This is a genomic window from uncultured Gilvimarinus sp., assembly GCF_963972205.1.
Lineage (GTDB): Bacteria > Pseudomonadota > Gammaproteobacteria > Pseudomonadales > Cellvibrionaceae > Gilvimarinus > Gilvimarinus japonicus.
Genome location: NZ_CAXAUC010000006.1, coordinates 154265 through 175380, shown reverse-complemented (window position 1 = coordinate 175380; position 21116 = coordinate 154265). Strand labels below are relative to the sequence as shown.

Genomic DNA, 21116 nt, shown 5'->3' with positions numbered 1-21116 from the left:
GCTTAAGAGGCAGATTATGGCAATGACTATACATTGCGATATTGTCAGTGCAGAGAGTGAGATTTTCTCCGGTCTGGTTGAACTGGTTGTTTTAACAGGTTCACTGGGGGATCTCGGCATTACGTATGGTCACGCTCCATTACTGACAGGTCTTGCACCAGGTCCGGTTCGCCTGAAAAAGCAAGGCGGCGAAGAAGAAGTGTATTACGTTTCCGGTGGTTTTTTAGAGGTTCAACCAAACCTTGTCACTGTATTGGCAGACACCGCACTGCGTGCTACCGATATGGATGAAGCGGCCGCTGAAAACGCCAAAAAAGAAGCAGCTGCTAAGCTGTTGAGTCAATCGAGCGAGATAGATTACTCAAAAGCGGCGATCCAACTGGCTGAAGCCTCGGCGCAATTGCGGGCACTTCAAGCGATTCGTCGCAACACACGCAAATAGCCTGAACTTTTTCAGTGTTAGATTGTTAAAAGGGTAGCTTTGGCTACCCTTTTTTGTTTGTATTGCGCTTTTAGGCGTCGCTACCGATAGGCGAATACAACGGAGACTCAAAGATGCTGGATGTCGTTATTCTTGCCGCGGGAAAAGGCACCCGCATGAACTCAAACCGTCCTAAGGTTCTGCATTCGATAGCGGGCAAACCGATGCTGCATCACGTTATTGACAGCGTGGATGCCTTGAACGCCAACGCCATACAAAAGTTGGTTGTGGTGGGGCACGGTGCCGAGCAAGTGATAACGTCTGTGGCGGACCGAGACTGTCAATGTGTTACCCAAACGGAGCAGCTAGGTACCGGTCATGCGGTTATGCAAGCGTTGCCGGCGCTACGGCCCGATGCGCTAGTACTTATTCTTTACGCGGATGTTCCCCTCATCAGCGCTGACTCTTTGCAAGCGCTAATGGCGTCAGCGGTCGATGGCGCGATGGGGTTGATGACGGTTGAGTTGCCTAACCCAAGTGGTTACGGGCGAATATTACGCAACGATGGCGGAGATGTCCTGGCCATTGTCGAAGAGAAAGACGCTACACCCGAGCAAAAAACCATCACTGAAGTAAACACCGGTATTATGGCTGTCCCCGCTGCCAAGCTAACCGAGTGGTTGCCAGAACTATCTAACGACAACGCTCAAGGCGAGTACTATTTAACCGATATTATTGCTAAAGCTCGTGCCGATGGTACGGCGATTAACGTTTATCAATCGCCCTCTGTAGAAGAGGTAGAAGGTGTCAATAACCGCCGCCAACAGGCCAAGCTTGAACGACTGTATCAACAGCGTCAGGCAGAAGCTTTATTGGATCGCGGTGTGTATCTGGCTGACCCCGGCCGCTTTGATTGTCGCGGTACATTAGTTGCCGGTCGCGATGTCGAAATTGATATAAACGTTATTATTGAAGGTTCGGTTGAACTGGGTGATAACGTTAAGATTGGCGCCAATTGTCACATCAAAGATTCCGCTATTGCCAGTAATACTGAGATTAAAGCGAATAGTGTGCTGGAAAGCGCGGTGGTTGCCGATGCTTGTGTTATTGGACCGTTTGCGCGCTTGCGACCTGGTACGATATTGCACAGCGGCGCTAAAGTAGGAAATTTTGTCGAGGTTAAAAAAGCTGTTATTGGTGAAGGCAGCAAGGTAAATCACTTAAGTTATATTGGCGATTGTGAAATGGGCGCCCGGGTCAACGTTGGCGCTGGCACCATTACCTGTAATTACGATGGAATCAACAAATTTAAAACCGCCATCGGTGATGACGTATTCGTGGGCTCCAACAGCGCTTTAGTGGCGCCTGTAACCTTGGGCAATAGCGCAACAGTTGGAGCTGGCAGTGTCGTTACTCACGATGTAAAAGCCAATGAACTTACAGTCGCCCGTGCGCGTCAGCGCGCCATTGCTGGGTGGCAGCGCCCGGTAAAACTGCCTAAATAGGCGCAACCTATGTGCGAGATACTCTGTGCAATGGATTGAAGTTGTTGTACTGGCGTTAATACAGGGGCTAACCGAGTTTCTGCCGGTTTCGAGCAGCGCCCACCTGTTGTTAGTGCCACTTTTTACCGACTGGCCAGATCAGGGGTTAGTGTTTGATATCGCGGTACACTTTGGCAGTTTGCTCGCGGTTATTTTCTATTTTCGCCGTGACCTAGCGGCACTCATTCGCGGTTGGCTTGGTTCATTGTTGGGGCGGGGGATCAATCCAGAGGCACGGCTAGCGTGGGCAATTATTTGGGCGACTATCCCTGTAGGCATCGTTGGTTTATTAATCAAAGACGTTGTCGAAACCTCCATGCGTAGCGGTTATTTTATGGGCTACAGCTTGATAGGTTTTGGTTTGCTCTTAGGGTACGCCGACTGGCGTTACACTCGTAAGTACTCAAACGATACCGCGGCTAATAACACAGATGAGTATCATCTTAGTAAAACTCAGATTATTGTCATTGGTTTATCTCAGGCATTGGCTTTAATACCTGGTACGTCACGCTCAGGTATAACCATAACAGCGGCATTGTTAATGGGGGTTAATCGAGAAGCCAGCGCACGGTTTTCATTTTTATTAAGTATCCCAGTCATCGTATTGGCCGCCGGGCTGCAAACGGTTGATGTGATGATGCAACCCATGCCTATTCCTTGGTTTCAGCTTTTAGTGGCAACGGCTCTCAGTGCGCTTAGTGCGTATATTTGCATACGGCTATTTCTGGCTGTGATACGTCGTATTGGTATGCAGCCATTTGTGTTCTATCGCATCGTTTTAGGTGCGTACCTTCTGTACAGTTTTTATTGATCGAGAGGATGCGATATATGAACGGATTGCGAGTGATTCAATACTTAACCACGTTGGTTTTTCTCATGGCTGCAACAGCCTGTACTACCTCGGTAGAGGCGCCAGCGGGCTCTGAACTTGAAACCTTGGCCAAGAGTCCGAACGACCAACGAGAATACAGCACCTTTACTCTGGCCAACGATTTACAGGTAGTGCTTATTTCCGACCCAACGTTAGAGGTATCAGGTGCTTCGTTAAGCGTGGGCGTGGGCAGTTATGAAAACCCAGAGGAGTTTCCGGGTTTAGCGCACTACCTCGAGCATATGCTATTTTTAGGCACAGAGAAGTACCCCGAGGCCAATAGTTTTCAAACTTACGTACAAGAAAATGGAGGCTTCTCTAACGCCTATACCGCGACGGATCACACCAACTTCTTTTTTCAAATTGGTGAAGGTGCTTTCGATCAAGCGCTCGATCGCTACAGCGACTATTTTAAATCCCCTACTTTCGATAAAACCTACAGCGACAAAGAGCGCAATGCAGTCAACAGTGAATGGTCTATGGGTAAGTCTGATGACGCTCGTATAATAAATCGTTTGCGTGGTGTTACCGCCAATCCGGAGCACCCGGCACAACGTATGTCGGTGGGTAACTTAACGACTTTGGTCGATCAAGGAGATACCTCGCTTTATAGTGCCATGAAAGATTTCTACCAGCGTTATTATTCGTCAAATAATATGAAGTTGGTGTTATTTGGTAAACAAAAATCCGCAACATTGCAAGCTTTAGCCGAGCAGCACTTCTCGGCTATTGCTAATAAAAATATCCAGCCGCCAGTCGTTTCTGTCACAGGGCTAACCGACTTGCAATCGGGCGAACATATCTACTATCAGCCGCAAAAACCCACCCGGCAAATGGTGATCGAGTTTCCCTTAAAAAATAACTCTAGCCAGTGGCGAGTTAAACCTAATCGGTATGTTGCTAATTTACTTAGCTCAGAAGAGCCTGGAACGGCTGCAGAAGTGTTACGAAAAAAGGGTTGGATTGATAACTTCACCGTCTCCGATAGACCTGACTATTACGGTAAAGATGGCATTTTTAGCATTAATATTGGTTTGACTGAAAAAGGCATTGCTCACCAAGATGAAATTATTGCGACGGTCTTTAAGTACCTTGATTTAATTCGAACCTCTGGTGTTGATTCTGTTTATTATCAAGAATACAAGGCGATGCTAGCGAAACAATATGAGGACTTACAGGTTCCCAACCCTTTGAATCAAGCTGTGCATTTTTCACAGGTGTTATTTACCTTGCCAGCGCAACACCTAAACGATGCTTTTTATACATACCAGCAGTTTGATGCAAAAGCCGTTAAAGCGGTATTAGCTCAGCTGACTCCGCAACGGGCACGAGTTTGGCATATTAGCCCAGAGGCAGAAGTCGATACCAAAATCCCCTACTACGAGGGACAGTACCGAGTACAAAAATTTGATCCAGCCGAGTTAGACCGTTGGCAGACGCTTGGCCAAACCACAGAGTTACAGCTGCCGGCCGAAAATGACTTGTTTAGCACCGATAAAGCGCAAGTAGTTGACGCCAGTATTATGCAGCCGCGACAAGTGGTTGATCAGCCAGGTATTGAGGCGTGGTTGGTGCACAGTGAGTACCATCAGTCAGAGCACGGTTATCTGCAAGTTATGTTTAATACCGATCTACCGCTAAAAAGCGCAAAAAATAATGTGATGAGCGATTTGGTGAATCGAATTTTTGCGCTGCAAACAACTGCATTGCGCGATAAAGCAGGTCGTGCCGGTATTGGTATGGGTATCGAACGCCCGAAAAATAATCACGCTTTAACGTTATCTGGATACAGTGAGAAACATCCGCTGCTCTATCAGCGTTTGTTACAACGTTGGGTAAATATGGCGTTTAATGAGCAAGAGTTTACGATTGCCAAACAGGGATTTAGTGATTGGCTTGATGGCCGTGCGAAAGAAGAGCCCAGCCGCCAGTTATTTACCGAGTTAAACCGCTTGATGGTTGACCCTAGTTGGACGGACCAAGCATTAGCTAATGCGTTAGAAGAGATTACCTTAGAGGATATTAAGCAGTATCAGAACGATTTAGTGAGCGACAATCGTGTGCGAATTTTTGCTTTTGGCAATTACAATAAAGCCAACGTTAAAGAGTTTGCCAGTATTACTCAAGCAACCATGCCAAATACTTGGCAACAGCAAGGTCGTTATTTTGCCCCTGTAACAAAACCAGTGATCGGTGAGCATACCAACTACCGGGGTGATATTGCCAAAACCGACAATGGTTTACTGCAAGCTTATTACTCGGATGACACCAGCCTAGATGTTGCCGCTCAGTTGTTTTTACTAAACTCGATTTTTCAGCAGGCCTTTTACAACCAGTTGCGCACGGAAGAGCAAGTGGGTTATGTGGTGGGTAGCAGTATTGACCGGATTGGCGATTACTGGGGTTTTATTCTCTATGCACAAACCACCAATACCGAGTTGGCCGATTTGAGTGATCGTTTTAACCAGTTTGTGGCAGATTACTGGCCCGAGCTGCAAGCGTTAGATAATGCGGTACTAGAGCAGTTGCGTGCCACTGTGATTGCCCAAATTAATCAGCCCCCCGGTAACTTTTACGAAGAGTACCCTAAGTACCTAAATGACTTTTATCGCGGTAACGACAAATTTGACACCCGTGCCCGCTTGATCAAAGCCATCAAAAACACCACCAAAGCGGGGGTAGTCGCGCGTTACAAAGCGTTAATGCTAGAGCAAAATGCCTATCGGGTGGATGTTGAGCTGCAGGGAACACAAGCTGCGCAACCCGCCGACTGATAAGCAATCAATCTAGACGGACACCTAGCAGCTGTACAAAAGCCGCTAGGTGTTAATTGGTTGGTACGCACCCAAACCGGGTTTACATTGCCGAAAAACTTTCGACCTGATACAATTTCTTTCGTTTCGAAACTTAAAGTATTGTATTTATGGCCAAACGCAACACCCAGTGGCGTCGGCGAACGATTCTTGACCTGTTGGCTGATGTCGGTGAGGTGACGGTCGATGCCTTAGCTGAGCAGTTCCAGACCTCAGAAGTGACCATCCGCAAAGACCTGACGGCGCTCGAGAGCAACGGATTGTTGTTGCGCCGTTACGGGGGCGCGGTACCCCTGCCGCAAGATTTGCTGCGCGATGCCGCCGTTAATGTCTCCTCTCCTTTAAAACACCAAATAGCGCGGGCCGCAGCGGCTAAAATTCGCGACCATAATCGCATTATTATCGATAGTGGCCACACCACGGCGGCGCTCTTGCCAGAACTATCGGCGCGCCGTGGTTTGGTGGTGATGACCAACTCCCTCTCTATTGCCAACGCCCTGTTGGAGCTGGAAAACGAACCAACGCTACTGATGACCGGCGGTACTTGGGATGCCCGCTCGGAGTCCTTTCAGGGGCAGCTCGCCGAGCAGGTATTGGGCGCCTACGATTTTGATCAATTGTTTATTGGCGCCGATGGTTTGGATGTTGAACGAGGTTCGACCACCTTTAACGAGCTATACAGTTTAAGCCGGGTTATGGCCAAGCTGGCGCGCGAGGTGATCGTTATGGCCGAGTCAGAGAAGCTGGGGCGGCGCATTCATAATTTAGAGTTACCGTGGCAGGCAATTACAAGCCTGGTAACGGATTCCAATATTTCCGCTGCCCAGCGCAGTGCGATAGAGGCGCATGGTGTCGAGGTTATCGTCGCCGCTGCCGTTCAATAACACTTAGGAGTTTGTATGTGTGGAATAGTGGGCGCTGTTGCCCAGCGCGATGTTGCCGATATTTTGCTTGAAGGATTGCGCCGCTTAGAGTATCGCGGCTACGACTCGGCGGGTTTGGCGGTAATACGCGAGGCGAACAACCTAGTGCGTTTGCGCCGTGTCGGCAAAGTGCAGGCGCTGAGCGATGCAATGATTGACCCGCTACCCGGCGGCACCGGCATCGCCCATACCCGCTGGGCCACTCATGGCGAACCCAACGAGCGCAATGCTCACCCGCATATTAGCCACGATGAAATCGCCGTAGTGCACAATGGCATTATCGAAAATCACGAGCAGCTGCGCGTTCAGCTACAACAGGCCGGCTACGTTTTTGAGTCGGAAACCGATACCGAAGTGATCGTGCATTTAATTCACGCCAGCTTAAAAGAAACAGATTCTCTGGTAACCGCGGTCAAAACGGCTGTTAGTCAACTGCGTGGTGCCTATGGCGCCGTTGTGGTCGATAGCCGTCAGCCGGACCGCATGGTGGTGGCTCGCTCTGGTAGCCCGCTGGTGATCGGTTTGGGCATTGGCGAAAATTTTGTTGCTTCTGACTCATTGGCGTTGCTGCCGGTTACCCGCCAGTTTATTTACTTAGAAGAAGGCGATGTGGCCGAGATCACCCGTACCGAAGTGGTCATTGAAGATGCCAGCGGTAAAGTGGTTGATCGACCGGCACAAGAATCTAGCGCCAGCTACGATGCCGGCAACAAGGGTGAATATCGCCACTTTATGTTAAAGGAAATATACGATCAGCCCCAGGCCGTAAGAAACGCGCTTGAGTCGCGTTTGGCCGATGACCACGTGCTGGAGCAATCGTTTGGCGCCCAAGCGTCGGAGATTTTTGCCAACGTAAAGCACGTACAAATTGTCGCCTGCGGTACTAGCTATCACTCGGCTATGGTGGCGCGTTATTGGATGGAGTCTTTAGCAAATATTGCCTGCTCGGTGGAGATCGCCTCGGAGTATCGCTACCGCAAACCTATCGTGCCCGAGGGCAGCTTGTTGGTGACTATCTCGCAATCGGGTGAAACCGCCGATACCTTGGCAGCTCTGCGTATGGCTCGCCACAGTGGTTATTTGGCAACGCTAGCTATTTGCAATGTGGGGGCATCGTCGCTGGTGCGCGAATCTGACTTGGCCTTCATGACCCGCGCTGGGGTCGAGATAGGTGTGGCCTCGACCAAAGCTTTTACCACTCAGTTAGTTGGTTTGGCGCTGTTGGTATTGGTTATTGGCCAACACCAAAACCTTAATGCACTTTTGTTAGAAGAAATGATCGCAGCGTTAAAATCATTGCCCGAGCAGCTTGAGCAAACACTGCTGTTAGCCGGCGAGATTGAAAAACTCGCCGAGGAGTTTGCCGATAAGCAGCACACTTTGTTCTTGGGCCGGGGCGATCAGTATCCTATCGCGATGGAGGGCGCGTTAAAGCTTAAAGAGATCTCTTATATTCACGCCGAGGCCTACGCCGCTGGTGAGCTAAAACACGGGCCGCTGGCGCTGATTGATGAAGATATGCCGATTGTGGTAGTGGCCCCCAATAATGAGCTGCTAGAAAAACTAAAATCTAATGTCGAAGAGGTGCGTGCCCGGGGCGGCTTGTTGTATGTATTTGCCGATCGGGATGCACGGTTTATCTCCGACGATACGATGCGGGTAATTAATCTTCCGCATACCCACCCGTGGATGGCACCGATTGTCTACACCCTACCCTTACAGTTACTATCGTATTATGTTGCTATTATCAAAGGCACAGATGTCGATCAACCGCGAAACTTAGCAAAATCGGTAACGGTTGAATAACCCAGATTAACAGCCTCGTTTTCAGGAGCAGGGATGAAGAAAATTCTAATAGGGATACCCGCCGCACTGGTGGTGTTTGTGGTGGCGAGCAAGTTGTACTACACCCACCAGCTGGATAAAGGTGTGCAAGAAGCCGCCACATCGTTAAAGATGGTAGGGGTAGAGCTTGATTATAAAAATGCCGAAGTGACTTTGGGCGGCGATATCAAGGTTGAGGGCATCTTTCTTCAACACCCTGCCAGCTACCTATCGGTCAGTATTGATAAGGTTGCAATCACCACTGGTAGTATATTCTCGGTACACGAGGTGCTTAATGATTTACAGCATCAGTTTGTTCCCGATGAGCTAGGGTTGGAGTTTGAAGGTGTTCGTTTACCCATTACGTTAATCAGTGACAACGCTAAAGATCCACTAGACTTACCGCGCATTGGTATTCCCAGTTGCGGTGGTGGTAGCGCCATTGCCAGCAACGAGTGGATTGATGTTGGCTACAGCAATATTGACCTAAAAGTCGCCAGTTTTAGCTATGACATTATTGGTGGGGGGCAACAGATTAACATTCGGTTTACCAACGAGGTGACGGATATGTATCGCGCAGAGTTAAACACCGAAGTTTCTTTGGGGGCAAGCTCGCGCTCAATGTCGGCGATAGCGTCCTCTCTAAGTAACGCGACATTTTTGAATTTTACCCTTGATTACCATGATCGAGGCTTGAATCAGAAAATATCATCCTATTGCCAAACTCAGTCAGAGCTGCAACAAGATCAGCTGCTTAGCCTGCAAACTCAAGATTGGCAAGATGCCTGGCGGTTACAAGGTCTAGAGGCCGGCCCTAAAATGCTGGAGCTATATCAAACCTTTTTGCAAAGCGCGGACTCTGTGACTATTAAAGCGGATGCCATTGGCTCTGTCAGTGCCACAGATTTTGCGATAGACAGCCCTTTTGCTATATTCAATCACTTTGCCTTGAGTGCTCAGGTAAATAATCGGGCGTCGGTTGATTTAGATATTAAAAAACTGCCTCTAGATCAAGCCCAGAGCTGGAAGGCCGAGTATATAGCGGCAAAAACACCGGTTGCAGACAAAGAGATTGAAATCAATCTGCACCGCGATAAAAAGATTTATATCGACCTCGATAATTTATCCCGCCATGTTAACCAAGATCTATTTGTAGAAACCAAAAGTGGTAAAACCATCAATGGGCAACTACTCGCGCTGGGCGAAGATGACATACAGTTTCAGGTTACTATTGGCGGTGGATACATCGTCAGGCCTATAGAGTATCGAGAAATTAGTCGTGTTTATCGTATCACCAAGAGCAAGCAATAACAGGAATATAACGCCCTATGGCTAGGCTTGACCAAGAGCTGGTAAATCAAAATCTCGTCGCAACCCGTTCGTTGGCGCAACAGCTAATTAAAGCCGGCAGTGTTGAGGTGTATTTGAGTGGTCATTGGGTACTGCAAACAAAACCAAGTTTTCAGTGCAGTGGCAAGCAAACGATTCGGCTGCTAGATACCGACGCGACTCAGTATGTATCGCGCGGTGGGCTTAAGTTAGCAGGTGCACTGCATCACTGTAAGTTAGATATCAGTGGCCTTGTCGCCCTCGATGTTGGACAATCCACCGGGGGCTTTAGTGATTGTTTGCTACAGTCGGGTGTAGCCAAAGTTGTTGGTGTAGATGTTGGCCGCGACCAACTGGTTGAAAAAATAAAAAATGATGCTCGGGTGGCCTATTATGAAGGCATCAACGCACGCGAGTTACCGGCTGATATGTTATTGCACCACACCGACGCTGGATTTGACTTGGCCGTTATGGATGTGTCATTTATCTCGCAAACGCTTATCGCGCCTGAGTTAGTGCCTTTGCTTAAACCCGGCGGCCACTTATTGTGTTTGGTTAAACCTCAGTTTGAAGTGGGCAAAAGTGGTATTGGCAAAAAAGGTATTGTGCGCGATGAGTCGCTTTACCCCGATGTGCAGCAGCGGATAACCGCTTTGTACGAATCTCTCGGCTGTCGGGTCCACGACTATTTTAACAGCGCGATTACCGGTGGTGATGGTAACCGTGAGTTCTTTATCTGGGCGCAAAAAATGCACTAGCCCGCTAATAAAAGGATGTAAAGGATGACCCTCTATACCTTACCCGCACTCAAACTCAATGCCTGCCGCCGGTTTACCGTTTTAGGTTTAAGCGCGGTATTTGTATCACTTATCGCCTGCACCACCACTACCACAGAGTCACTTACACCTCGTTACACCAGCTCGTTGGTCAGTGTGCGCGAGCCCGGCTTTGTTTTTGCTCAGGGCGATAGCTACAACTGGTTGGGTGAGGTTGAAGTGGTGGCAAATGCCGAGCACAAGATTAAAGAATCAACCATAGCGCATATCCACGAAACGCTGGAGCGCGACTTGGCCGCTAGAGGCTACCGCAAGGTGCCGACGGGAGCCGACCACCTTATCGCCGCAACGATTATTGCCGGCGATGCCGTTAGCGAGTTGGATTTGATCAAACGCTACGATATCTCTCCGTCGTTAGCTCAGCAAACCGATTACGAGGCCGGTACTTTAGTGTTGCGGGTAATTAGCCCGGTAACGCTGCGCACACACTGGCGCGCGGCTATGGAGCTGTTTACTGACCCTACTGAGAGCGATGCTGAACGCATAATAAAGGTGGATAAAGCCGTCGATGCGTTTGTGCGTCAGCTTGCGGAATAAACTACATTGTCTTTAGGTTAGACAACTCATTACAATGGTAGTCAGTGTGAACTACGTCACAGGCGAGCTTGCACTGCCACCTAATTATGCCCGAGGAAAATCATGAACCACATATTACCGCTGATATGGAACCCAGCCACCCAGAGCTATTGCCCCGCCCCCACGGCGGCGCGCAATACACGCAAAGGATCTGGCCGTAGGCTAGCGCTAGCGCTGGCCGTAGCTACCGCTACCAGTGGTGCCTACGCCGGGCCTACGGGCGGGGTGGTGATTGATGGCGACGCCAATATCGATATTCGTGGCAAGCTCACCGATATTTTGCAAAACACCCAGAACACCACCATCGTCTGGGACAACTTTGACATTAACGCCGATGAAATCGTTAATTTTATTCAGCCCAATGACACGTCCATCGCGTTAAACCGCGTATTCAGCGCCGACGGCACCCAGATCAACGGCCAGCTTAACGCCAACGGCCGGGTGTTTGTGTTGGACGCCAACGGTGTCCTGTTTGGCCAGGATGCCAGTGTTAATGTCGGCTCGTTGGTCGCCTCGACCCTCGATGTCTCGCATAACGATTACACCAACTTTAGTTTTAGCGGCAACGGTAACCCCGCTGCCGTTACCAACCTCGGCCATATTAGTGTGGCGGACTCGGGCGCCGTCGCGCTGCTGGGCGGTCAAGTCAGCAACCGCGGCGTGATTCAGGCCAAGCTTGGCAGCGTAGCGCTGGCGGCGGGCAACAAAATCACCCTCGATTTTGCCGGTGATGGCTTGCTGAATGTGCAAGTTGACGAGGCCGCGCTAGACGCGCTGGCCGAAAACCACGGCTTAATTCAAGCGAACGGCGGCCGAGTACTTATGACGGCCCACGCCAGCGATGCCCTGCTGCAAACCGTGGTTAACAACACCGGCGTGATTGAAGCGCAAACACTGCAAGAGCAAGATGGCAAAATTATGCTGCTGGGCGGCTTTAATGGTGGCACGGTCAGCGTCTCTGGCAAGCTCGATGCCTCGGCCCCCGACGGCGGCGACGGCGGCTTTATCGAAACTTCCGGTAACATCGTTAAAGTAGCGGCTAGCGCAACGCTTGATGCCTCAAGCGCCAATGGCGAGGCCGGTACCTGGTTGCTCGATCCCACCGATTTAGAAATCAGCTACAACCCAATGGGCGCTAACGATGACGTTAGCCATGTGCACACCCAAGCCCTGCAAAACTCGCTAGAGGGCGGTAGCGATGTCACCTTGCAAACCGTCAATACCGGTAGCGGCAATGGCGACATCAGCATCCTCGATCCTATTATTTGGTCGACGGCCAATACCCTAAACTTGGATGCCGACGGCGGCATTACCTTTAGCGACTATGTCCAAGCGCCGGGCGGCGGCCTAAACCTTACGGCACTGGGCGACATCACCACCGGCCTCGAGGGCCATATCAATGTTGCGGCCTTTACCCTAGAGTCTGGCGACTTTAGTCAAATAAGCGCCAATTTGCCGGTGTTTAGCGCCGACGATTTCACCCTTAACGGTGGCACCTTTACCCGCGCGGCCGGCGGTAACGGCAGCGGTTCACCTTTGCTATTGCAAGACGCTTATGGCTTGCAAGGCCTAGCGACGACACCGGGTTTTAATGCGACGCTGGTCAACGATATCGATTTATCGGGCATCAGTAACTTCACCCCGATTGGCACCGATGCGGCCCCCTACGAGGGCAGCTTTGATGGTGCTGGGCATTTTGTCGATAACCTCAGCATTAATAGCGGTGATTATAATGTCGGCTTGTTTGGTTTTGTGGGCACTAGTGGCTCGATTACTGCTGTTGGTCTACACGAGGCTAACGTCGTCGGAGGCGCCGATACCGGCGTGTTGGTGGGGCAAAATCAAGGCAGTGTCAGTGCCAGCTTTACCACAGGCAGCGTAACAGCGGATGACAGTGTTGGTGGGTTGGTGGGTTGGAACACCAACGGTGGGAGCGTCTCCAGCTCTTATTCAACGGCGACAGTGTCTGGCACCGGTGGTGCTGCCCGTGCGGGCGGCCTTGTGGGTTACAACGGCGACACCACCGGTGACGCTTCCTTTATTAGCGATAGTTGGGCCTCGGGTGCCGTGACAGGCGGTGTCGGTAATGTAGGTGGTTTACTGGGGCTAAACAATACCACAGGCGATATCAGTAATAGTTACTTTGACGCCGACACTACCAGCCAAATTGTCGCGATTGGCGCGGACACGGGTGCATCATCGGGCAATGCGGCGGTTTCTGGTAATGGTGGCCTCAACCCCTCAGCATTTGCCGAAGGCTCGTACGCCGCGCTCGATTTTAGCAACGACTGGTTTATCGCCGAGGGCTCCTCACGCCCTATGCTGCGCGCCTTTTTAGACGGCGGCAATATCTCTAACTTGTATCAGTTGCAAGGCATGGCCGCCGATTTAGCCGGTAGCTATACCTTGCTAAACGATATCGACGCTTCGGCCTCGGCCGACAGTGTGGCCGCTGGTAATGGCGGCAACTTTAGCGATGTTTGGGGCGGTCACGGCTTTGCACCGGTGGGCACGGCGAGTGACAAGTTTACCGGCACACTAGATGGTGCAGGGTTTGTGGTAAACGGGCTCACCATCAACCGGCCTAACCAAAACTATGTTGGCCTGCTGGGTTGGACAGACTCATCTAGGGTACAAGATCTAGGCCTAACTGGCGTAGATATTATTGGGCAACACTATGTTGGCGGTTTGGTTGGCTATAATGGTGGCAGCGGCAACGACAGCATTAGCACCAGCTACGCCACTGGCGCTGTGGAAGGGGGTTTCGATGTCGGCGGTTTGGTGGGCTATAGCGACGATAACATCGACAGCAGCTACGCCACCGTCACGGTAAGTGGTACTGATTATGTCGGCGGTTTGGTGGGCTGTAATAACGGCAGTATTGCCACAAGCTACGCCACCGGCACGGTAAATGGCTCTAATGATGTCGGTGGTTTGGTGGGTTACAACTACACTAATATTACCACCAGCTATGCCACGGGTGCGGTGTCGGGTAGCTCTTCTGTCGGTGGTTTGGTGGGTAATAATGTCGGTAGCGTTACCTCCAGCTACTGGGACACGTTTACCACCGGTCAACCAAGTTCTGACGGTGGAACCTCCGTGAGCGGCGATTGGAACAATAGTCCCGATGCTTACAACTCGGGCACTTACACTGGCTTTGACTTTACCTCGTCAGGTGATTGGTTTATAGCCGAAGGCTCCTCCCGCCCAATGCTGCGCGCCTTTTTAAGTGGCGGCGGCGAGATCCACAACCTCTACGACCTACAAGGCATGGCCGCCAACATGGGGGGCAGCTATACCCTGATGGACGATATCGATGCTTCGGCCACAGCAGATAGTGTCGCAGCTGGTAATAGTGGTGATTACTCCGATGTATGGGGCGGGCGCGGTTTTGCGCCGGTGGCTAATGCTTCCAATGCTTTTCAGGGGAGTCTCGATGGTCAAAATCACGTCATTAATCAGTTGAACTCTAATCGACCTGATCAGTTTAGCGTTGGTTTAATTAGTATTCTCGATAGCACTGGGCAAATAGAAAATATTGGCCTTGTTGACGCTACTATTACGGGCGATAACGTAGTCGGTGGATTGGTGGGCTGGAGCTATGGCGGCAGTATTGAACGCAGCTATGTGACTGGGACCGTTACTGGAGATAACCGAGTGGGGGGCCTGGTGGGTGATAATAACGCCGATATCAGCGACAGTTATTCCACCGCAGGTGTGAGTGGTACGAGTGACAATATTGGCGGGCTGGTAGGGCTTCATAATTCAGGCACAATTAGCACCAGCTATACCACTGGTATAGTAACCGGAGCCAGTAATTCTGGCGGCTTAGTGGGTTGGAACGCCGGCGGCGGAAACATTACCACGAGCTTCTGGAACAGCACTAACGCCGACGGTATTGGCCTTAATGATGGCAACATAGATGCCGCCAGTACGGGCCTAACGTTAACCGAATTTACCCAGCTAACTAGTTTTGCCAGTTGGGGCGCGGATATAGACGCCGAGGGTGGCACAGGTAGCACCTGGCGCATCTACGAGGGCAACAGTGCGCCGCTGCTGCGCTCGTTCTTAACCGAGATCGAAGTCACTGCCTACGATGACCACCAAGTCTACGATGGTGGCGAATACGACGGCCTACACGATATTAACGGCACCACCGGCGCGGGCGTGCGTTACGGTGATAACTACGCCGAGTTTATCGCCGCCTTTGGCGAAGATGGCACACCCTATAGTTCGGATGACGTGAACAGTGCCGACTTAGAGTACACCGGCGACTCGCAGGGCGCGGTTGATGCTGGCACCTACGACTTAACCCCGTCCGAGCTGTGGTCGAATCAAGCCGGCTACGACATCGTGATGACCGACGGCACCCTCACCATCGAACAACTCGCCGTGAGAGTCACGGTTACCATTGACGATGCCAGCAAAATTTATGGCGAAGCCGACCCTAGCTTTAGTTGGGATGTAACCAATGGCAGCTTGGCCAGCGGCGATACCTTAACCGGCAGCTTGTCCCGTGAGGCAGGCGAAGATGTTGGTAACTACGCTATTACCGGCAATATTACCGGTGATTTAACCAGCGGTAACTACGACGTCACGTTAGTGGATGGTGTATTTACCATTACTCCGCGCGCCATTACCGTCGATATTGCCGATTTGGCCAAGGTTTATGGTAACGACGACCCGAACTTTACCTGGGCTATTACCGGTGGCAGTTTGGCTGAAGGCGATGAGCTATCGGGCACCCTGAGCCGCGTTGCCGGTGAAGATGTGGGCGGTTACGCTATTACCGGTACGTTGGAGGGCGACCTTGCGTCTAACAATTACACGGTAACTGTCGATGATGGCATGCTAACCATTACCCCTCGGCCGCTGGTTATCAGTGCCGACGACCTGGCAAAAATATACGGTGAAGAAGACCCCGAGCTAACCTGGAGTCAGGGTGGCACCGTGGTCGATGGCGACACCTTAATGGTCAGCCTGAGCCGCACCGAGGGTCAGGATGTGGGTTACTACACCATCACTCCAGAGGTAACCGGTGACGTAACGGGCGATAATTACAATCTGAGCGTTAATAGCGGCGCGCTGCAAGTAACGCCCGCCGCACTAACCGTAACCGCCGATGATATTGAGGCCTACTGGAACCTGCTGCCACCGTTTACCGCTAGCTTAGACGGCCTAACCAACGGCGATACCGAGCAAGATGTATTTGGTAACTCGCTGGTGGTAACGTCCGATTTAGAGCTGCCGATTCCGGGTGAATACACCCTAACACCCGTGGCGACACTGGCCAGCAATAACTACAACGTCACCTTTACCGACGGCGTTCTCACCCTGCTGAGCTCTAACCCCGGCAATGGCTACGGCGATGGTTTAACCAGTACTCAGCTGCCGGCCCGCGAAGCACTGGGTCGCGACGACCGCGCCAACATTTTTGAAGGCCGTGCCCTGCTTGATGGCAAGTTGGATGAGATCTCTTTAGGCGTGTACCAAGACGGTGTGCGCTTGCCGGATGAGCTACTGACCAATATCGGACTGCTGATGCCGCGCGCTGTGCTGTTTGGTATTAACAGCGACAAGGTCGACGACATCTACGTTGAGATGTTGCAAAACTTTGTGGCCAAGCTGGATCGCTACCCCGAGTTTAATTTGCTGATTGAAGGGCACACCTCGAATACCGGCCCGCGCTTGTTAAACGAAAAGCTTGCCCGCAAGCGCGCCATGGCAGTGTATAACTTGCTGGTTGAGTTGGGTGTTGATCCGGCGCGGTTGGGCACCAAAGGCTTTAGCTGGTTGCGACCTGTCGCCGACAACAGCACGCTGGCAGGCCGCGCGCTTAACCGTCGTACAGAAATTACGCCCGATCAGCCCAGTGCCGATCAGGACGCTAAAACTGACAGCGACGCAGATCAGTAACGACACACTATGACGGCGGCGTTTTAATGCTTTAGCTAGGGCGCCGCTGCAAACCCGAATTCAACCGCGTACAAAACGCGATGGAGAGGAACGCGTAACATGAAGTTACCCCCTGTTTTTAAACTGACGCCCCTAGCGGCTTTGCTTCCGGCCTTACTTTCAGGCGTGGCCTTTGCCCAAGTGGTGCCCGATGCCGGCACTTTTATTCGCGAGCTGGAAACCGAGCCCACGATGGAGCCCGAGCGCGATAATCTAGACGTACAATTGCCCGAGCAAACCCAGCCCGCTCCGGCCGAAGGCGGCCAAGCCGTACTGGTCGATGAGTTTGAAGTCACGGGTGCGGTGACTTTTACCGCCGCCGAGCTTAAAGCGTTAGTGGATGATTTGGCCGGACAAACCCTAACCCTGGCTGAGCTGCAAGAGGCCAGCAATCGTATTACCCGTTACTACCGAGAGCGCGGCTTCTTTTTAACCCGCGCCTATTTACCACAGCAGGATGTTAGCGATGGCGTGGTCACCATCGACGTGCTCGAAGGCCGCTTGGGCAAAGTGGATTTAAGCAACGGCTCCCACACCCGTGATTTTGTTCTCAAGCGTCCTTTCCGTTCGCTTGAACCCAACCAAATGCTCACCGCCGATGACTTAGAAACCCCGCTACTGCGTTTGTCTGACTTACCCGGTATCGATGTGGCTACTACCTTAGTACCCGGTGAAGAGGTCGGCACCAGCGACTTAAAAGTCGATGTCACCCAGGGGCCTTGGGTTAATGGCACCGTCGAGCTGGACAACTACGGCAATGAATCCATTGGTGAGTATCGCCTGGGTGCCAGCTTGCAGGTTAATAGCCCGTTGGGGTTGGGCGACCGGTTTGATATCCGCGCGCTGGGCTCCGATGAAGAGCAAGTATTTTTTCGGGCGCAATACCAAATGCCCGTGGGCCCTTGGGCCACCGAGCTAGGCGTCGCATACTCGGATATGGATTACACCTTGGGCGGTAACTTTGAAGAGTTAGACGCGACCGGTAATGCGCAAATTACCACCGCCTTTGCTCGCCAGTCGCTGATTCGTACCCGCAACGCCAACCTCAATGTGCAATTGCAGTACGACAGCAAAGAGCTCGAAGACAAAATTGGTGCTTTTGCCAGCAACAGCGATAAAGAGTCCGAACTGTACACCTTAACCGTCAGTGGCGACTGGCGCGACCAACTGCTGGGCGGAGGCGTCACTCAGGCGGCGTTGTCTTACAGCCGTGGCGAGCTGACCATCAACAGCTACTTAGACCAAGTGATCGACTCTGTCACCGCGCAAACCGCTGGCGATTTTGAGCGCTGGACACCGTCGCTTATGCGCTTGCAAAACCTTGGCGGTAACTGGAGTTTGCACGCGCAAATTCACGGCCAGTTTGCCGACAAAAACCTCGACTCGTCCGAGAAGTTTAGCTTGGGCGGTGCCTATGGTGTGCGCGCCTACGCTCAGGGCGAAGCCTCGGGTGATGAGGGTTATATTGCCAACCTCGAGGTGCGCTACGATCTCAACAGTCAGTGGCAAGTTTTTGCGCTGGCCGATCACGGTGAGGTGGATATCAATAAAAACACCTGGGAGGCCGTCACCGATAACGAGCGCAGCCTATCGGGTGCCGGTATTGGTGCGCGCTTTAACACTCCGCACTGGAGCGCCAGCGCCACTGCCTCCGCCCCCATTGGCAGCGAAGACATCAACGGCGATGACGACGATGTGCGCCTGTTTGCCCGGGTCGTGTGGAAGTTTTAAAGGCGTAACATCCGGTTGCGGGCAACGGAGTTGTCCGCAACCTTAATTATTGAGTCTTTATTCTTAACCCGCCAGCCTCTGCGCTTTAATAAAGCATATTTAATATAAAGATTCGCTCACTTTGGCCGATGACCTTTTACGGCCAAGGAGAATTGGCGTGATCTGTCAGGGTGTCCCGCTGGGATATAGACAAAACCAAGAAAAGGCAAAATTTTTATAGCAAATTACTTGATCGATTCCTTTATTCGTTCTCGGAATTTCGGGGTTGGCGCATTATACTACATGTAATGCTAGTGCCTTAGAGGCGCGTCACCCATAAAAATGAGCCAATAACGCTTAGCCAGTCGAGGGCATCGTGAAAAATTTATCGCTTAAATGGAAGATCCTGCTCAGTGTCACACTGACCTGTATCGCCGCCGTCTTAGTGACGACCTTCGTCACTGTACGCTCCGGTATCAGCACCGTTGAAGAAACCATCGTTAACGACACCCGCACCCTTGCCCAGGTATTGGGGGAAGCCAGCGTCGGGGCTATTACCTTTGATGACGATATGACCGTAAGTGCGTCACTTAATGCACTAAACGTTAGCCAGCGGGTATTAGGCGCTGTGGTTTACACCAAAGGCGAGCCCTTTGCCTGGTACTCCCGTGCCAGCGAGGGAAAAATGCCGGCGGGCTTGCCGTCACGGCCCAACGCGGCCGGGGTAATCGAGATTGAAAACGGCCTTATTATTACCGAAACCATCAAATCCGACGGTGGCAAAGTCGGTATGATCTCTTTTCAGGTGGATCTGGCTGAGCTAAACACGGTAGTAAGTTCGGCGATTAAAAGCGCGGTATGGGTTGTGATTGTCATCAGCGCCATCGCGGCCGCTTTAGCCTATTTAGTTCAAGCCAGCGTGGTTAAACCGGTTAATAATGTGGTGCGCGCACTGCGCGATATCTCCGAGGGTGAAGGCGACTTAACCCGCCGACTGCCGGTTGAAGGCACTGATGAAATCAGCGAGCTGGCAGCGTGCTTTAACCGCTTTGTCGAGCGCCTGCAGAGTATTATTGGCAATGTGGCTGAGACCGCGGCCGAAGTCGATGAGAGCGCCAATATCCTGTCGCAGCTGTCGCAAGAGAACGAGCGCTCGATTACCTCGCAGCAATCAGATATCCAACAAATTGTTACCGCGATCAAAGAAATGTCGAGCGTAGTGGCCGATGTGACCCAACGTGTTGCCGAAACCGCTGACAACTCGTTGCAAGCCGACAAAGTTGCCATGGGTGGTAAAGAGATCGTGCACGACACCATGAGCCAAATTCAGAGCTTGTCGACCGATATTAAAACCGCCTCTGAGGTGATTGATCGTCTGCGCCAAGAAACGGTTGCCATTGGCACCGTACTGGATGTGATTCGCGGCATCGCCGAGCAAACTAACTTGCTGGCCCTAAACGCCGCCATCGAGGCCGCTCGTGCCGGTGAGCAAGGCCGCGGCTTTGCGGTGGTCGCCGATGAGGTGCGCACCCTCGCCTCGCGCACGCAAAGCTCTACCACCGAAATTCAAGAGATGATCGAACGTCTGCAAACCGGCTCAGCCAAAGCGGTAGAGATGATGACAGCCGGTACCAGCCAAGCCGACGCCTCAGTGAGCCGCGCCAACGAGGCTACCGACTCACTGGAGGACATTACTAAGTACGTGGGTGAGATTCGTGACCGCACCAATCAGATAGCCGCCGCCTCTGAAGAGCAAAGTGCGGCGACGCAACAGATCGAAGTGAACATCGACAGCGTTTCGGGTGTAGCCATTAGCACCGCCGAAAGCTCCAGTCGTATTACCGCTAACAGCGCTAACTTGGCGCAGATGGCTAAGCAGATGTCTGAGTTGGTTGGCCGTTTTAAAATCTGACGTTAACGCCCGCTGAGCCGGGCGAAAATGTGTAAAGTACAAGAACCTGTAAAAGAGATCTGAACCATGAAAAAACTTTTACTTATTAGTTCACTGCTTGCAAGTTTAACTGTATCGGGCTTCAGCGCGGCGTGTAGCGAACCCGCCAAACCGAGCGCTTTTCCAGACCCGGCAACCGCTGTTACCGCACAAATGGTAAAATCTAATAACGAGGTAAAAGCCTACGTTAAAGCCATGGAGGAATACCTCAGTTGCTCGGGGATGTCGCGCGGTGATCAAAAGAAAGCCGTTAAAGACCTAGAGGACTACGCCGAGAGCTTTAACAAACTGATTCGCGAGTTCAAAGCGCGCGGGTAATTAATTTTTATCTTTTAACGCAGCAAAGGATCTGCTGCGTTTGCA

At 51.6% G+C, this 21116-nt stretch carries 13 protein-coding genes; all 13 read left to right on the top strand.

The genetic code is table 11. The features are described 5' to 3' along the window. Positions 1-16 precede the first annotated feature (16 nt). Positions 17-442, top strand: coding sequence for a F0F1 ATP synthase subunit epsilon (locus AACY82_RS11390; RefSeq protein WP_339616938.1), 426 nt, complete (start codon positions 17-19; stop codon positions 440-442). A gap of 113 nt (positions 443-555) precedes the next feature. Then, on the top strand, positions 556-1926 hold the full coding sequence (gene glmU, locus AACY82_RS11385; RefSeq protein WP_339616937.1) for a bifunctional UDP-N-acetylglucosamine diphosphorylase/glucosamine-1-phosphate N-acetyltransferase GlmU: 1371 nt from the start codon (positions 556-558) through the stop codon (positions 1924-1926). Positions 1927-1951: 25 nt separating this feature from the next. Next, positions 1952-2776: an undecaprenyl-diphosphate phosphatase gene (locus AACY82_RS11380; RefSeq protein WP_339616936.1), complete on the top strand. Its 825-nt coding sequence runs from the start codon at positions 1952-1954 to the stop codon at positions 2774-2776. Between the two features lie 17 nt (positions 2777-2793). After that, positions 2794-5610, top strand: coding sequence for an insulinase family protein (locus tag AACY82_RS11375; RefSeq protein ID WP_339616935.1), 2817 nt, complete (start codon positions 2794-2796; stop codon positions 5608-5610). Between the two features lie 149 nt (positions 5611-5759). Further along, positions 5760-6533 (top strand): DeoR family transcriptional regulator, encoded by a 774-nt coding sequence (locus AACY82_RS11370; RefSeq protein WP_339616934.1) that lies wholly within the window; start codon positions 5760-5762, stop codon positions 6531-6533. A gap of 15 nt (positions 6534-6548) precedes the next feature. Continuing rightward, positions 6549-8378: a glutamine--fructose-6-phosphate transaminase (isomerizing) gene (gene glmS / locus AACY82_RS11365; protein ID WP_339616933.1), complete on the top strand. Its 1830-nt coding sequence runs from the start codon at positions 6549-6551 to the stop codon at positions 8376-8378. 33 nt (positions 8379-8411) lie between these two features. Next, complete coding sequence (locus AACY82_RS11360) at positions 8412-9707, top strand: hypothetical protein (protein WP_339616932.1); 1296 nt, start codon at positions 8412-8414, stop codon at positions 9705-9707. A gap of 17 nt (positions 9708-9724) precedes the next feature. Then, complete coding sequence (locus AACY82_RS11355; RefSeq protein ID WP_339616931.1) at positions 9725-10483, top strand: TlyA family RNA methyltransferase; 759 nt, start codon at positions 9725-9727, stop codon at positions 10481-10483. Between the two features lie 24 nt (positions 10484-10507). Further along, positions 10508-11098: a DUF4136 domain-containing protein gene (locus AACY82_RS11350; protein WP_339616930.1), complete on the top strand. Its 591-nt coding sequence runs from the start codon at positions 10508-10510 to the stop codon at positions 11096-11098. Between the two features lie 102 nt (positions 11099-11200). Next, on the top strand, positions 11201-17053 hold the full coding sequence (locus AACY82_RS11345; RefSeq protein ID WP_339616929.1) for an MBG domain-containing protein: 5853 nt from the start codon (positions 11201-11203) through the stop codon (positions 17051-17053). A 99-nt stretch (positions 17054-17152) separates the two neighbouring features. Next, a complete protein-coding gene (locus AACY82_RS11340) occupies positions 17153-18823 on the top strand; it encodes a ShlB/FhaC/HecB family hemolysin secretion/activation protein (RefSeq protein WP_339616928.1) in 1671 nt (556 codons plus the stop codon). Positions 18824-19178: 355 nt separating this feature from the next. Beyond that, the gene (locus AACY82_RS11335; protein WP_339616927.1) at positions 19179-20714 is read left to right on the top strand and encodes a methyl-accepting chemotaxis protein; all 1536 of its coding nucleotides are present in this window, start codon (positions 19179-19181) and stop codon (positions 20712-20714) included. Between the two features lie 66 nt (positions 20715-20780). Beyond that, a complete protein-coding gene (locus tag AACY82_RS11330; protein WP_339616926.1) occupies positions 20781-21071 on the top strand; it encodes a hypothetical protein in 291 nt (96 codons plus the stop codon). Positions 21072-21116 lie beyond the last annotated feature (45 nt).

Bases quoted from the DNA above. Each gene is read 5' to 3' on its own strand.
- AACY82_RS11360 (WP_339616932.1), top strand. From the start codon at position 8,412: ATGAAGAAAATTCTAATAGGGATACCCGCCGCACTGGTGGTGTTTGTG.
- AACY82_RS11390 (WP_339616938.1), top strand. From the start codon at position 17: ATGGCAATGACTATACATTGCGATATTGTCAGTGCAGAGAGTGAGATT.
- glmS (WP_339616933.1), top strand. From the start codon at position 6,549: ATGTGTGGAATAGTGGGCGCTGTTGCCCAGCGCGATGTTGCCGATATT.
- AACY82_RS11345 (WP_339616929.1), top strand. From the start codon at position 11,201: ATGAACCACATATTACCGCTGATATGGAACCCAGCCACCCAGAGCTAT.
- AACY82_RS11350 (WP_339616930.1), top strand. From the start codon at position 10,508: ATGACCCTCTATACCTTACCCGCACTCAAACTCAATGCCTGCCGCCGG.
- AACY82_RS11340 (WP_339616928.1), top strand. From the start codon at position 17,153: ATGAAGTTACCCCCTGTTTTTAAACTGACGCCCCTAGCGGCTTTGCTT.
- AACY82_RS11355 (WP_339616931.1), top strand. From the start codon at position 9,725: ATGGCTAGGCTTGACCAAGAGCTGGTAAATCAAAATCTCGTCGCAACC.
- AACY82_RS11370 (WP_339616934.1), top strand. From the start codon at position 5,760: ATGGCCAAACGCAACACCCAGTGGCGTCGGCGAACGATTCTTGACCTG.
- glmU (WP_339616937.1), top strand. From the start codon at position 556: ATGCTGGATGTCGTTATTCTTGCCGCGGGAAAAGGCACCCGCATGAAC.
- AACY82_RS11330 (WP_339616926.1), top strand. From the start codon at position 20,781: ATGAAAAAACTTTTACTTATTAGTTCACTGCTTGCAAGTTTAACTGTA.
- AACY82_RS11375 (WP_339616935.1), top strand. From the start codon at position 2,794: ATGAACGGATTGCGAGTGATTCAATACTTAACCACGTTGGTTTTTCTC.